Here is a 13,980-nt window from a genome sequence, read left to right as displayed (position 1 = left end):
TCGGTATGGTAAGCCCCGTCGACTTCGAGAACCACATTGGTCTAACCACCAGCAGAAAAGAAATAGCTGCCTAACCACTAGGTAGCTCCACTACGTGTCCACGATTTGCGGGCAACCCCAGTCTCGAGATTTTTCGTTTTTGTTGTGCCCTGGGTGGCGGTGATTTCGTCCGCATCTCCGTGAGAGTGGTTGGCCCTTCGTGGTGGGCGTGGGTGTGGTTGCCTTAGTGTCATGAGCACTTCACAGGACTACCCAAATGCCACCCTGACTCCCGCTAGTACTACCGCTGGGGGTGGTTAGCGGCGGGGTCCGAGTTTGCGGGGTATTTCCCAGCAGGAGTTAAATGCTGCCACCGATTACATGATTGACGAGTTAATGAGCCACGGCATGAGTGAGGCGGAAGCTGTAGAGTGTCTAGACGAGTTGGAGAGGAAGGCTATCCCTGATGATTTCTGGGACAGCACCGACTAAGGACTAGGCCTGCTGCGGCTCGGGGGTGGTTATAGTTCGGCGTCCTGGTTGCCTACGTGCTCTGCTTCTAGCTCTGGTGCCTCGTTCTCGAACCGGTTGTCATCTGCGCTATCTACGGCCTGGTAGCCGGTAGGGGTCTCCCCGTCTAGTTCGAGGCTGGCAAGGAAGTCAAAGCTTTCCTGTGCCCCTGGCGCAAGGTCTTCCTTGTCGTTGGGAAAGCGAGCCAGCACGGAATCGAGATTGTTGCGTTCCTGCGGGCCCTGCGGGGTGGTGGTCTCAGGTTGGATAGTGGCTATCCATTGGTGTGCGCACACGTGCAGTCGGGTGGCGATAGCGTCGAGTTCGTCGCGGTTGAGAAAGTCTGGAACGGTGATGTCGTCGTTCTCGTGGGTTTGGTTCTTAAATAGGCCAGTGAACACACGGGAGGCGCTGTGGGTGAAGAACTCGGCGGTGGTCTTTCGCCTGTCGTGAAATGCGTCAGGGTTGGTTTCTTTGTTTCCGAAAAGTCCAGACCGAGCGCATTCATCGAGTGTGTCACCCAGCAAGGTGTACGCATTAGCGGCGAACACTGCACGGATAGCAGTACTGAGGTTTCTTTCTAGCGGTTCGGTGACATTGATAGGCAAGCGATAGCGCGGGGTGGTGGGGGGTAAGTGCTCTGGCGAATCTCTTCAGCATTGGGACGGTTCTCAATGACAGATTCGGCAATCTCATTGGTATTCGCTGATCCCAAGGTTGTCAACCGCCTTCAGAATAGACACGACGAGATGTTGGTGAGTAGGCATGCCTTGCCCCGTGAGGGAGGCTGTATGTTCTCCGGTTTTCATGCAGAGATTGTTTCAGAAAGGGTGACTTTGGTGATGGAACAAACTAGAGGAATACTGTGTGCGTGTATCTGCACTTTGAGTAGCAATAGGGGGGTGTGGGCGTTTCTGAGAGTTAGTGCTGTAAAGGGGCGCATTCGATTAGGACTCGGGACTGCGACTTGATTGTCCTCGTTCGATGAGAGTCGCGATTTGCACTCGGTTGGAAAGACCCAGTTTGGTTAAGATGCGTGAGACACATGCCTTCACGTTGCCCACGCTCATGTAGAGCTGGTTGGCGATTTCTGCGTTACTGAGTCCCTGGGCGATGGCTAGCGCTACGTCGTTTTCCATCTCGCTCAGTAGGGTGAGCGCATCGAGTGATTCCTGTCGGACTTCGGTGTCGTGGGCGAAGGCGGCCATGAGTTTTCGGGTGACGGCTGGTGCGAGAGCAGGCTCGCCGTTTCTTGCCCGGCGTATGGCTGAAGCAAGCTCCTGAGGGTGGGCGTCTTTTAGTAAGAATCCGTCAGCACCAGCTGCCAACGCATCGCGGATCATGTTGTCCGTGTCCCAAGTGGTGAGTGCCAGAATGCGAGGTGTGTATGAGCTTTGCTTGATCGCGCGCGTCGCCTCGATACCGTTCATGCTGGGCATACGCAGGTCCATGAGAACAACATCGGGATCGAAGTGCCTGATCTGATCGATAGCTTCTCGGCCGTTACTGGCGGTCCCTACGATCTCGAGGTCGCTTTGCTCGGCTAGCATGAGTTTGATACCGGCGAGGACAAAGGGGTCGTCGTCGACCACTATAAGACGGATCATTGGTTCTCCTGCACGGGAATGGTGACTTCGAGGACGTAAGTGCTGTCTTGCATGGCGTACGTGAGGTTACCTCCGCATATGTGAACACGTTCGGTTATCCCCTGGAGACCGAAACCTGGCGGAGTCGAACTGCGTCCTGTCACAGGGTTGGTCACATTGAGGAGGTAATGATCGGCCTCTTGACACAGTCGGACGTGGATGCGACCAGGACTGCCGTACTTGTGCGCGTTTGTGATGGCTTCCTGAGTTATTCGGAAAAGGTGACGGCCGGCACTGGGAGCCAAGCCACTAACATCCGATTCTATGTCGATCTGGACAGGATTTACCGGAGTGCTGGCATCGACGGCGAGTTGAGGCAGATCAACGATATCCGGCTGTGGGGTTTGTGGCTGGTCGTCCCGAAGGTCGCTGAGAATGTCACGGAGTTCGGATAGCGAAGCACGGGCGTTGGATCTGATCAGCGCACCTGCCTGTATGCGTTCGTGGTCAGTCATCGTGGTGAGGTGTTCCAATGCTGCGGAATGCATACTGATAAGACTGAGTCGATGGGCTAGGACATCATGCATCTCGCGGGCAATATCCAGTCGTACTTGGATTTGAGCGGCAGCAATGGCGCTCTGCTTTTCGCGGGCCAGAGCCTCGTTTTGCTCCCGTAGGGAACGGACGAGGTTCCGGTGGGCCACGATGAAACTGCCCCACGCGACGAAACACTCAACGCTCAGCCCGACAAGAGCAATCCCCCACCAGGTGCTTTGGTAGGTGCCCTCCGGAGTCCAGGGTAGTTGCCACCGCACCAAAGCCAGCGCAAGGTAGGCCACCCCTGTAGCCTGGCCACGCCAGAATCCATGAGCACCAGCCGACCTCGAAACGTAGGCGAGGGCCGTTCCACAGGCTGCAGTCGAAACAGCTGATAAAGCCAACCCCACTCCCGCACGACCCTGACGAGCCTGTCTCAACGCCAGGATGCCGATCACGGAATCCCCTAGGAGGAGCCACACCGGAACAGTAACTTGGTTACCGACAAAGCTGTCGACCGCACAAAGAAGCACGAAAAGGATGCTGGCTGCACCCAGTAACATGCCAGCGGTGTTTGACGGAATGTTCATTCCTTCATCTTAAGAGCCGGTCATCTTCTACCCTGGGTATCTTTCGGCCAAATCTGGCGCCATTGGGCTATTTTTACTTGGTCATTTTCACCTACAGACTGACCGATTGCGCCTCCTAATCTCAAAATCACTCTCCTAACGTTGGTTGTGCCGAACCTCGCTACTTCTACATTGAGGAGGAATTGATGGAAATCGCGTCCAATATCTTGCTAGTGGCAAGCTTGCTGTGCCTAGCAGCATCTGGGTTCACTCTGCTTGCACAGATCATGAAGGGCGGGCTCCGGGCTGTGGGCCGCATACCTTTGGTCTTCTTTGTCTTATATGTCATCACTTTTGCTGTTTGGATCCTGCTATGAATCCCGTGGTTGACATTGAGAACCTTAAGGTCAAGTTCGGTGACTCATGGGCCCTTTCTGGAGTGAATCTCGCTTTCGACCGAGGTAGCATTCATGCGTTGCTGGGGCCGAATGGAGCCGGTAAAACAACTATTTTTAAGGCGATCCTTGGTGCTGTGGATTACGAAGGGGTGATCCGCACCGACCCTCAACCGTTAGGGATGGGACACCTCATCGAATACCCCGCTTTCTACGCGCGTTTGACTGTGCTCGAGAACATGCAGCTAAGCGCTGACTACCTGGGTGCCTCGCATGATCAGCTACCGACACTGTTATCTCTCGTGGGACTCGACGCGCATATGGAACTTCCCTGTAGTCAGACTTCTTTGGGAATGCGTCAGCGTCTTGGCATCGCGAGAAGTTTGATCGGCGATCCGCAACTGCTTCTGTTGGACGAGCCCACCAATGGGCTGGACCCGAAGGGCATTCGTGAATGTCGGGAACTGCTTAAACGGGTGCGCGATGAACGCAACGTGTCCATCGTCGTCTCTAGTCACAACTTGACTGAGGTAGCAGCTCTGGCAGACCAGCTGACCTTCCTCAAGGCTGGGCGCATCATCCACTCTGTTTACGGAAGTGAGGGAACCCAGCAGGATCTGGAAGACCTCTACATGCGTCTCATGGAGAAAGGAAACTGATGATTCGCCTCATTCACAACGAGTGGCACAAGCTCCGTAGAGAAAGAGGACTATGGTTCGCTCTTGCCTTGCATCTAGCCCCTTGGGTGATGGTGACCATTGCAGCTGTCATAGGTGCTACCGCCACCGGCTCGTCGCGCTATTTTATTTTGCACAATCAGTCTATGCTCGTCACCGGCCTTGTAGCCTGTGTGGTCACCAGTGTCGGCTTCCACGTTGAACTAGGTAACCGCACCTGGTTCGATTGGCTCACTCAGCCGCATGGTGCAACACGGCTCGTCATAGCAAAACTCCTCGTCATCGCAGCGATTCTCGCGACCTTCGTGGCAGTGTCGACAGTCCTGATGATCGCTTTGATGCTCAGTAGCGGCGCACGTACAGAAATCTGGCAGATGACCTTCGCCTACCTCGTTCTCCAGGGTGGCACCTTCTTAGTCATGGTCCCTCTCAGTGCCGCCCTGTGCGTCCTGACTCGCAACATCGTGGTGGTCAACATCATTGGGGTCGGTCTCGGTATGGCCACGATGGTCGTGATGGCCGCCGACTTTTCATGGGCCCTACCCACTGCTTGGCCCTACCGGATCGGGCTAAGACTACTGGATGAAAGTTACGCTTTTCCTTGGAGCGGTGCTCTGGCTAGTGGTGCTGCTGTCTATGCCACATGCACTGTGCTCGCGCTCCTCATCACCATCTTAGCCGCCCGCCGCCCCAAGGTGATCAACGCGCCCATGCGGTAGCCACCTTTGGCAAGAAACCCGACCGTGACACCGATCTGTAACCAAACGCAACCACTGCACATTGGTGATGCAGTCATGTTATGGGGCTTAAACCTAGGTTTGGGGTGGGGTTGTCTTGACCTGTCGGGTAACAATGTCAAAACTAAGGGCATAGCTACCTGTTACGACAGGAAGGGAAGAAGACCCTAGGATCCCAGGCGGACGACTGGACCTAGGGTCTTCGCTTTATTTGCAGGGATTCTGGGGGATGTACGACAAAATGTGTGTCTTTTTGTGTTGCCCTGTGTCGGGGTTAGGTGCCGGCCCATCCTTTTGTACGCCTAGGTTGTGGCTGTAGTCGGTTGGGATAGCGTTGTCGTAGAGGACTGGTCGTCCTGTTTGCGGGTCGGCTTTAATCGGGCTGCCCGCAGGGTAAAGAACAGTAACGGAGCTAGCATTCGCCTCAATAGAATCCCGCGCGGCGTTGAAAGGCACTTTGAAATATCACCAGTTCAGCTGCGTCGACACAGATGGTTCTGTCCATACTGAAGGAAACTAAGTCATTGTGGGACCGCGCCTCTTGCTGCGCTAGGTTGACCCGAGTATTTACTCTTTCACCTCGTGACCGCCGAACGGCGCTAGGGGCACGAATAATCCATTGGATTACGTATGTTAATTAATCTAGTTGACCAAAAGCGCGGGCAAGAGTGAGAGCGAGGACGGTTCTATCGGAAGCCTTCATCTTGCGCAGTAGGACGGACACATGGTTCTTTACGGTGCCTTCGGCTAAGTAGAGAATTTCAGCGATTTCCTTGTTGTTCTTTCCTTCCGCAACAAGGGTCGCGACTTTGCGCTCTGCACGCGTCAAGGTGGTGATTCCCTCCACGGACGCAGGCTTTTTAGATGATGGACTGCAGCTCGCGTTTGTTGGTCGGTGCAGCATTCGGGCAATACGGGGATCGAGGACGATGCCGCCGCTGGCGGCGGCATCGATCGCTTCCGCGAGATGATTGGCATCAATGTCTTTGAGCAGATAGCCTGCCGCACCAGCATCGATGAGTGAGCGGACCAGTGTGGCGTCGTCGAAGGTGGTGAGAACCAGCACGGGAACATGAGGGTAGTGCGTCGCACACTCGCGTACGACAGCGAGCCCATCGAAGTCAGGCATGACCGCATCTGTGACAACAATGTCGGGTGCAAAAGCATCGATAAGCGAGCTCACCTTTTTTCCATTAGTAGTAGTTGCGACAACCTCGCACTCGTCGATGGTGTCGAAAATTAAGGTGAGACCGCGGAGAAGCAGCTCATGGTCATCGATGAGAATTACTCGGTTAGTCATACGTTGATCTGTCCTTCTGTTGGCAGCTAGTCACAGGCAGCTCGATACTGAGAAGAAATCCATCAGCAATTCCCCCGTGCCCCGAAACGAGGACTCGTCCGCCAAGCGCTTTGGCGCGTTCTTGTAGCGAGCGAATACCAAAGCCCGCCTGCGAGTCATCAGAACCTGCACCGTTGTCGGAAACCGACATAGTGATGACGTTGAGATCGCTGTCAAAATTCACGGACATGCGTGCCGTGGTGGTGCTTGCACTGTGTCGGACCACGTTGGTTAAGGCCTCCTGTGCCGCAGCGAGAAGAAAATTCTCCACGGGAGGTGTGAGTTCTGGGGCGTTTGATGCTACTTCTACCTCAACGGTCAGTGCGGTAGAAGAAAAGGAGTTTCCCAACGCAGTCAGTGCGTCATAAAACCCTTCGGATTCTAAACGAATAGGGTGGAGAGCCCGCACGACTGTGCGCATATCGTCGAGAGCGGCAATTGTTGTATTGCGCGCATGAGCTATCTCTTCGGCGGCACGTTGTGGGTTCTTCGCTATCATGCGTTGGGAAAAATCCAAGCTTATGCTGATGGCCGTGAGCCGATGTCCTAAACCATCATGCAACGCTGCTGCAATGCGTCCGCGTTCTTCAGAGAGTGTGAGCTCACGGGCGGTCTCGATGGAGCGCCGTAGCTGTTCATTTGCGTCGGCGAGTTCCGCAGCCCGGTGGGTCTTCTCTACAGCATCGGTGGCTGCCGTACGGGCGAGGCGTGCAAGAAAGACACCGATTGCTATCAGCGAGAACGACGCTAGAGTTTCGGTAATAATTCTGCCAAGGCTTGAGCCGGAGACGACATGAACTCCGGCCACGGTTAAGACAGGGATCAGACCGTAGATGATTCCAGCACGCAACGACTGGACAATGACTACGGCCACGACCCCAAGCCAGATTACTACCAGCGAGGATGAGTTATCTGCGGTGAGGAATACAACTAGGGCTGACGCAGCGAAGCACCACGTAGCCGCAATGAGAGGCAGGCGCTTTTTTACCGCGTGCGACCACCAGATTTCAGAGCCAAGGTAAAGCGCCAGGGCAACGAGTTGGGGGATCATGGCCTGGGGAGTATCCCAGCGAACAATAGCTAGAACCATAAACACCGCTACCGGGCTGAAGAAAGCTAGAAATGGCTGCACAAGCATGGCGACGTCATGTGTCGACGCAACATACGTAGACGGAGCAATGTGGCGAGCTCGGGAGGGCATAGGACTAATCCTAGACCGGCCGACCCATGACGCGGGTCATGTGTTTTGCGACCTGAAGTAATGACGGGAGACACTTAAAAGCAGCTCGCAGTAGCTGTAGTTTTCCTGGCATGAACAAACTTCCATTGCCTCTTTCCCCACGTCTTCCATTGAACTGGTGGGGACTCCTAGTTCGCGTCATTGCCGCATCTGTCATGCTTACGGCTTCTAATATGGTGCGTGTTCCGCTGCACCAGCTACCCATTGCGAAGCGAGACGACGCTGCGGGTATCGGAGCTAATGCTGCAATCTTTCTGCTGACCCCGATCGTTGTTGTGATTATGCTGTGGGGATGGATGCGGTTTGTTGAGCGGCGACAACTGCGGGTGATCGGGCTTCTTGATATCTCGAAAATCCTCCCTGGAATTCTCGGTGGCACAGCTATCGTCGCAGTACCGATGGCAGTTGGCTGGGTTTTCTTATCGCTATTCTCGGAGCCTGAGGCACAGCACGATGCGGTCCCCAGCTCCGGTTCAGTGGGAGTGATAGTGGCTGGTGTCGTCTATGTTTTAGTGCGTTCTTATCTCCTGCAGGGTATTCCAGAGGAATTGATTTATCGTGGATGGCTGTTTTCTACTACAGCTCAGCGACCCATATTCACGGTAGTGTGGACGACTTTGGCTTTTACTGTTCCGCATCTCTCCTCTTCGGGTGGGCAGCAAAGCACGACAGATTTTCTCTTGTACCTCGTTCTTCCTCTCGGCATGGCGGTTCTCGCCGGCGCAATGGTTGTGTGGAAGAAAAGCGTGTGGTGGGCGGCCGGTACACATGGTGGCATGCATGCGGTGATGGCCGTGTTGGCAATCCTCTTTCCCGTGGCCCTCGATTCGACGGCGTGGGTCATACTAGGCGTGACACAGCTTGCTACGGGTTTGGCCCTCTTGGCGTGGTGGAGTTCGAAAAAGAAAAGCACTTAGACTTCTCTTTTGAGAGTGCTACATGGCTTGTGTATCCAGAGAATGGACTTAGCGCTGAAGGACAGATAGTTCGCGTCGCGAATTAGTCCTTGGATGTGCACTTGTGTGCCTTGTTAATACCGGACAAGCTTGCAGGTTGCAAGGCAGATACTCAATGGTGCCAGCAGTGTTGCCTTGGGTCTTGTAGAACTACGCAACAGTTATGAGACTGGGCACGAGCCTGGGAGTTTATGGTTGGGACTAGAGCAGCGTCATGCGGAGTTGGCAGTGAATGCCGCTCGTCTTTGGCGGGACATGATGCTTGCGACTTTTCCTCTGAAACCGCGCCTTGGCGTTTAAACGATCCGAACGGGTGAGACTGTCTTCCTAGTTCTGGAACGTCGATCAGGAAAAGCTCTGGACAATTTTATAAGACAGATATTCTAAAGCTTGTCCGGTCATGGTGGACGAGCATTTCCCATGTCCACAGTATGTGCTAGGCCCAGGAGACAAGTGGACAGGTGGAGATTCTAGGGCCGATTTCGCGGTTGATTGAAGAGCCCAAGGAGCGGATTAATTCTCGGGAGATTCCATATTCGCAGCTCGGGAGATACTTTTTGAAAGGCCATGCTGAGCTGCCATCGTGAACATCACACCATCGAAATCCGGAGATGGAAACACTTTTCCACTCCGGTTCTTTTTATGTTTTAGTCGCTATTCTTTTGCTTAGTGCGCAGCATATCCATGCTCATCACGGCGCCGATGATGGCGGCGTGATGTTGCTCATTGAGGCCCGGCGTGATGCGCAGGCGGTACGTGTTTTTGCCCATGAAGAAATTACCCATGCCAGTCCATTCGTTAGAGACGTCAGCAAGCAGGCGATCTTCTGAGGTGATGGAAAGGTTCCAATCCCAGAAGTCGCCGTGAATTTCGACGTCGGCAAAGCCCTCCATGGTCAAGTCCAACTTTGTCTTGAGCATGGAGAAACGCTTGGTAATGACGGCCATGGGCTTTTCGATTCCCGGCAAGTGCACCTCATAGGTATCCCGCAGAAAATTCGGCGGATCCGAAATCGTCATGACCGTCTGTAGCGGGTTGCCTTCAGCATCCGTGATGGCAACCTCCAAGCTTCGAGAGGATTTAAACACCATGTCTTTGAGACTGGTGGATTGCAGGATAGTGCCCACAGGAGTGCCGTCTAGATCGGTGATCATGAACTGATCGTTGAGGAAGGACTTGGTCTGAGAAATTACGAGCTCGTCAAGTGTGAATAAATTTTGCGTCATGCCAGCCACTGTAGGGAAGCTGGTGGTTTTATTCCTCCTCCCTAGGGGTGGTTTTCTGCTGGTGCATGAGTGCTTGCGCTTCCTCGTAGGCGCGAGCGCGGTGGGCGGTCATGGTTTGGGCGAAGGTCTGCACCCAGTTTTTGTTCTTGTGCGCCAGTGGACCGGAGGGTTCGGTGGTGGTCCAGGTGCCATCTTCAAATAGCCAGATGATGTCGCGCGTATGTGGGTCCATGACGTAGAAAGCACGACCATCGGTCTTCACATTGTGGTGGTGCTGGCATAAGCAGGCGAGGTTTGCCGGGGTGGTCGGCCCGCCATCCGCGTGGTTGATGCGGTGATCTTTCTGGCAGGCCGTGGCCGGGCGGTTGCAGCCGGGGTAGCGGCAGGTACCGTCAAATCCTTCCAGGTACGCAGCCATGGACGCGGGGGTGACGTAGCCCTTTACCTCGTGGTTAGGGTCCATCTCCCGGATTTTGGTGTAGGGCAGCGCATTTGAGCGCGCCGGGTCGAGCCAACCCACGGATTCTATAAACGCCGGGGAATTGGGCACGTCGGTGGCTTTATAGGCGTTGAGGATGATTTCGGGAGCTTGGGTACGGCCAGTGAGGAGCGCAATGGCGGCGTCGGCAAGCGAGCAATCTAGCTCTAGCGCGGTCTGCCGGATGCACTTATCGACGCTCGCGATAACCGCCGGGTCCGCACTCAAAGTCACCGCCGAGGTGTTATCGCCCCAATTTTCCATGGTGTAGCGCGGCTGGGTGGGGCCCTGGGTGACGGCCAATGTGTCATCGGCGAGGTTGATGAGCTCGTTGAGTTTGCGCTTGATCTGTGCCTGCGTACGCATGGTCTGGTTCGGCCGGGTGGGGGTGAGGTAGGCAGTGAGCTGCTCATCGATGCGTGCCACTACCTCCGGAGTTGGGTTACCCAAGCGGTTGAGGGACTTATTGATGGCAATAATCCGGTCGAGGTCCAAGTGATAGAGGCGGTGCTGCAGCGCTTGGAGCTCGGGTAGCTCCTCCAAGCGGTGCAGCGCCATGAGGATATGGCCAATCCGGCCTTCATTAACGCCGGTGGTGCGGTAGAGGGATCGGGTAACTAATTCGAAATCAGAATCGAGTTCTGGGATTTGGTTCACCCAGAACTCGTATTCCGCCTTTCGCATTTCAAAGGCTGAGCGTGTGGTGGGGTCGGTGGTGTTGGTCGTGGAAAAGTAGGGTTCTTCCATGGAGCATCGTACCTAAATAATCGTGTGAACTTGTGTACGATTCACACCTTATAACACCCCTCGGACACGAGCCCCTTCCTTCGTATTTACGCAGCTCAAGAGCTATATTCTGGATCCTTGGTGGGTAGAGTAGTTTCGCTTTTTTGTGCCGCATATTTCTTCTCTTGCTTGCGTATGAAACGCAGGCCCCAGATAATCAGTGTCCACGTAATGAGAGCGGTAAGGAGAATGGTCACCGGCCAATCACCCGTAATGATCAGCGAGGCATTGTACAGGGTATGCAGGGCGATAGCGGCCAGCCAGAATCCGGCCACCTGCCAGTATCCGTGGCGCGCGCCCGCGTAGAGCTTGCCGACGCCCCACGCCGCAACCCCCGTATACAGTGCATGGCTAAAGGCACCAGTGAGGATTCGCCCGGTACCGGTAATAATGGCGCCCCAGAGATCGCCATCCAGGTTAGTGATGGTCGCGCTCAGGAGGAATGGAATATTTTCCATGGCGTCAAAACCAAGACCTACCGCCATTCCGATCGCGGCGGCTTGGTAAGGGTGCCGCACGTTCCCAAAGGCTGCAATAATAATGACAACGCCGAGGAGCTTGATGGTTTCTTCCGGAAGCGGCGAGTATAAGGCTGCGTCGAGGTGGGTGATCCCCAGCTTGTCCGAGATCCCCACCATTTGGTCGTTGAGGCTAACCACCACCGGCTGGGCGAGCGCACCCCATAGGATGCCCTGCCACATCGGCCGCGGCCTAAACCACCAGAATCCCAGTCCAAGCGTCAAGCCAGCGCAGATGAGCGCACCGATGAGCCCCACCTCGGTAAAACGGCGATCAACAAAGAAAAAGCCGGAAACTACCAGGCCGAAAGCGATAGATAGCCAGTACAGATTCTTCATGCTTTTTCTACCTCCTGGGCAAGTTCTTCAGCCCGCGGTCCGTGCAAGGAGAGGAACGTGGTGAGGCCATCGCCCTCAATGCTGATGGCTACGAGGTCGCCATCGCTAAGCGTGCGCTTATCCCCGTCGCGGTCGATGTCTCCTTCCGGTATGGCCGTACCTTCCCCCATTGCCCGGAGGTACCGGCGGGTGGCTTGGTCTTTGTCCTGTACGCCGACTTCTTTAGCGCGGATCTGGGTGCCGTCACAGTCCCAGCGTGGTTCACTGCTGGTGGAGCCATCTTCTTCCGTGCAGGATAATCCGGGGATGCGGGCCGAGCCGACCTGCACTTCAGACGTAGGGTTGTCATAAAAGTCTGGCAGGAGTGCATTGGTGCCGTAGATGGCGCCAAATACCACGCCCGCCGCGAGGATGAGTGGTGTGCTTTTCATACACTCAACGCTAGGTATGCCCTGCTCATCGCGGTATCCTCCGCGGGGAGGATTAAGCCGGACATAGGGAGGATTTCTCCCCCATAAGTTCTGCCAAGCCCTGTGATAGGTTGGGTGCGTGTTTGAGGAGCTAGAAGAAGAAGCGGAAACAAAAGACGAGCCTAGCCGCGTCTGGTGGCAATGGTGGGCGCCCATCGCCATGGTCACCGTTTTCATCGTTGTTCCGCCCGCTGTCTACCACCTTGTCTCCGGCCTTATCCTGCTCATCCTCATGGCCGTGCTGACGGTGATCATTGCTCTTGCCGACGGCGCCACCTTCCGCGCCTCCTGGACCATCTTCAGTGTGGCAGGGTTGGCCTATTTTGCCGCCATGTCCCTGTACTTCAACGAGGGCACCTGGATATACCTCCCAGTGTTTGTTTTCCTGGCATGGGCCGCGAGCAGGCTGGGTGCCGTGGTGGGCTCTAAGGCAGGGAAGAGCTAATGGAGACCTGGCGCCTAGAGCACCCCGAGGTGGGCACCATCGAGGTGCAGCGCGGGTACGATGCCGAGTTCGCGGAGACGGGCGAGTGGCCAAAGAAGGCCAAGGACTTTACCCCAGTCCCAGGCGATGCCTCGCTGGCGGAGCGCGTCCAACTCTGGCAGAAGAACCCCAGCCCACGCCTGCAAATTGTGGTGAACGGTCAGGTACGCAGCCGCCACGATCGGCCCCGCGCGGGCCGCTATTCGCTCAAGAAAAAGATTGAAAAAGACCTCACCCTGCTCGAGAACTCCGCCCCGCGCAGCAAACCTTATCTGGACATTCAGGCGTCACCCTTTGGTGAGCTCCTGGATGCGTACTACCGCAATGGCGAGGAGGCAGTCGCCCTCGATCCGCCGGCCGGCTCCTTGGGAGAGAAGCGTCGGCACGCCATGGAGGAAAGTTCCTTCAAGCGGGTGCTGTATCCGTTTCTAGGCGGGCTGGGAAAGTCCGGCTGGGCCATTGGCGTGATCGTGCTTGGCCCGATCATCAGCCGCATCTTGTCCCGATTGCTGCCGGATTGGGAGCTGCCGGAGATTAACCTGCCGGATATCGCGCTCCCGGTGCCGGAGTTTCCGCAGATTGAGCTGCCGGTGCCGAATCTCGACTTCAACATCGACATCGATCTGCCCGACTGGCTCGTATTCCTCATGGATTACAGCAAGGTGTGGGTACCACTCATCATCGCCATCGTGGTGGGCATTCAGGCTGTGCGCAATGCTAAGAAATCCGAGGAAAAGAAGCACCAGTGGCAGCAGAATGGCGCGTATGCTGACGGCCATGAAGATTCACGGCGCGATTGATGCGGAGGGCCGGTGCAAGCATTGGCATTCGCCGTTGGATGTGGTGGCCAATAAGTGCTCCACCTGCGGGGAGTATTTTGCTTGCGCGCTGTGCCATGCTGAGCTCACTGAGCATGAGTTTGGGCCCATGCTTGTCGACGCCCCCTCGGTACTCTGCGGCGCTTGCCGCACCGAAATGAACTATCATGCCTACTCCGCCGCGCCTGCGTGTCCCCACTGTGGGCATAAATTTAAGGGTTAAGTAGCAAAAAGTGTGTCTGAGTTACAGTGATCTTGCTGCTCAGGTTGGGTAAATCGGGCGGATATAAGGTCTTGGTGCTTATATCCGCGCGTTTCGTGTTCAATCCATCGGAA

At 55.5% G+C, this 13,980-nt stretch carries 16 protein-coding genes; 7 read left to right on the top strand and 9 right to left on the bottom strand.

The features are described 5' to 3' along the window. Positions 1-500: 500 nt before the first annotated feature. The 3 genes from MHY08_RS11370 to MHY08_RS11360 form a co-directional block, all read right to left on the bottom strand. Positions 501-1,040, bottom strand: a complete 540-nt coding sequence (locus tag MHY08_RS11370) for a hypothetical protein (protein WP_239236752.1) — start codon at positions 1,038-1,040, stop codon at positions 501-503. 396 nt (positions 1,041-1,436) lie between these two features. Beyond that, the gene (locus MHY08_RS11365; protein WP_239236749.1) at positions 1,437-2,096 is read right to left on the bottom strand and encodes a response regulator transcription factor; all 660 of its coding nucleotides are present in this window, start codon (positions 2,094-2,096) and stop codon (positions 1,437-1,439) included. Further along, positions 2,093-3,202, bottom strand: a complete 1,110-nt coding sequence (locus MHY08_RS11360; protein ID WP_239236746.1) for a sensor histidine kinase — start codon at positions 3,200-3,202, stop codon at positions 2,093-2,095. Before MHY08_RS11360 ends, MHY08_RS11365 begins: the two co-directional genes overlap by 4 nt. A gap of 352 nt (positions 3,203-3,554) precedes the next feature. On the opposite strand from MHY08_RS11360, the gene MHY08_RS11355 reads away from it, so the two are divergent. Further along, positions 3,555-4,235, top strand: a complete 681-nt coding sequence (locus MHY08_RS11355) for an ABC transporter ATP-binding protein (RefSeq protein ID WP_239236743.1) — start codon at positions 3,555-3,557, stop codon at positions 4,233-4,235. Next, positions 4,235-4,972 carry an ABC transporter permease gene (locus MHY08_RS11350; RefSeq protein WP_239236741.1) on the top strand — a complete coding sequence of 246 codons (738 nt, stop codon included), beginning with the start codon at positions 4,235-4,237 and terminating at the stop codon, positions 4,970-4,972. Before MHY08_RS11355 ends, MHY08_RS11350 begins: the two co-directional genes overlap by 1 nt. Positions 4,973-5,627: 655 nt before the next feature. Here the strand turns inward: MHY08_RS11350 and MHY08_RS11345 are convergent. Then, on the bottom strand, positions 5,628-6,290 hold the full coding sequence (locus MHY08_RS11345; protein WP_239236739.1) for a response regulator transcription factor: 663 nt from the start codon (positions 6,288-6,290) through the stop codon (positions 5,628-5,630). Beyond that, entirely contained in the window at positions 6,283-7,467 is a 1,185-nt protein-coding gene (locus tag MHY08_RS11340) for a sensor histidine kinase (RefSeq protein WP_239236737.1), read from the bottom strand. The genes MHY08_RS11345 and MHY08_RS11340 overlap by 8 nt, the downstream gene beginning before the upstream one ends. Positions 7,468-7,640: 173 nt before the next feature. Here MHY08_RS11340 and MHY08_RS11335 point away from each other — a divergent pair, with 173 nt between their 5' ends. Continuing rightward, on the top strand, positions 7,641-8,486 hold the full coding sequence (locus MHY08_RS11335) for a CPBP family intramembrane glutamic endopeptidase (protein ID WP_239236734.1): 846 nt from the start codon (positions 7,641-7,643) through the stop codon (positions 8,484-8,486). Positions 8,487-8,615: 129 nt separating this feature from the next. Continuing rightward, on the top strand, positions 8,616-8,825 hold the full coding sequence (locus MHY08_RS11840; RefSeq protein WP_367620221.1) for an abortive infection family protein: 210 nt from the start codon (positions 8,616-8,618) through the stop codon (positions 8,823-8,825). A 347-nt stretch (positions 8,826-9,172) separates the two neighbouring features. Here the strand turns inward: MHY08_RS11840 and MHY08_RS11330 are convergent, their stop codons facing one another. The 4 genes from MHY08_RS11330 to MHY08_RS11315 form a co-directional block, all read right to left on the bottom strand. Beyond that, positions 9,173-9,751, bottom strand: a complete 579-nt coding sequence (locus tag MHY08_RS11330; protein ID WP_239236732.1) for an LURP-one-related/scramblase family protein — start codon at positions 9,749-9,751, stop codon at positions 9,173-9,175. 28 nt (positions 9,752-9,779) lie between these two features. Next, positions 9,780-10,976: an HNH endonuclease signature motif containing protein gene (locus MHY08_RS11325; RefSeq protein ID WP_239236729.1), complete on the bottom strand. Its 1,197-nt coding sequence runs from the start codon at positions 10,974-10,976 to the stop codon at positions 9,780-9,782. A gap of 95 nt (positions 10,977-11,071) precedes the next feature. Further along, positions 11,072-11,872 (bottom strand): PrsW family intramembrane metalloprotease, encoded by an 801-nt coding sequence (locus tag MHY08_RS11320; protein ID WP_239236727.1) that lies wholly within the window; start codon positions 11,870-11,872, stop codon positions 11,072-11,074. Then, positions 11,869-12,303, bottom strand: coding sequence for a hypothetical protein (locus tag MHY08_RS11315; protein ID WP_179387217.1), 435 nt, complete (start codon positions 12,301-12,303; stop codon positions 11,869-11,871). The genes MHY08_RS11320 and MHY08_RS11315 overlap by 4 nt, the downstream gene beginning before the upstream one ends. A gap of 118 nt (positions 12,304-12,421) precedes the next feature. Here MHY08_RS11315 and MHY08_RS11310 point away from each other — a divergent pair, with 118 nt between their 5' ends. The 3 genes from MHY08_RS11310 to MHY08_RS11300 are packed head-to-tail and all read left to right on the top strand — an operon-like array spanning position 12,422 to position 13,867. Continuing rightward, positions 12,422-12,787, top strand: coding sequence for a heme transporter (locus MHY08_RS11310; protein ID WP_239236725.1), 366 nt, complete (start codon positions 12,422-12,424; stop codon positions 12,785-12,787). Further along, positions 12,787-13,626, top strand: a complete 840-nt coding sequence (locus tag MHY08_RS11305; RefSeq protein WP_239236723.1) for a hypothetical protein — start codon at positions 12,787-12,789, stop codon at positions 13,624-13,626. Before MHY08_RS11310 ends, MHY08_RS11305 begins: the two co-directional genes overlap by 1 nt. Further along, complete coding sequence (locus MHY08_RS11300; protein WP_239236720.1) at positions 13,604-13,867, top strand: CHY zinc finger protein; 264 nt, start codon at positions 13,604-13,606, stop codon at positions 13,865-13,867. Before MHY08_RS11305 ends, MHY08_RS11300 begins: the two co-directional genes overlap by 23 nt. Positions 13,868-13,980: the final 113 nt, after the last annotated feature.

It is taken from the genome of Corynebacterium sp. ACRPJ, from assembly GCF_022347345.1.
GTDB classification, from domain to species: domain Bacteria; phylum Actinomycetota; class Actinomycetes; order Mycobacteriales; family Mycobacteriaceae; genus Corynebacterium; species Corynebacterium tuberculostearicum_D.
This window is presented reverse-complemented; position numbering and strand designations above follow the sequence as displayed.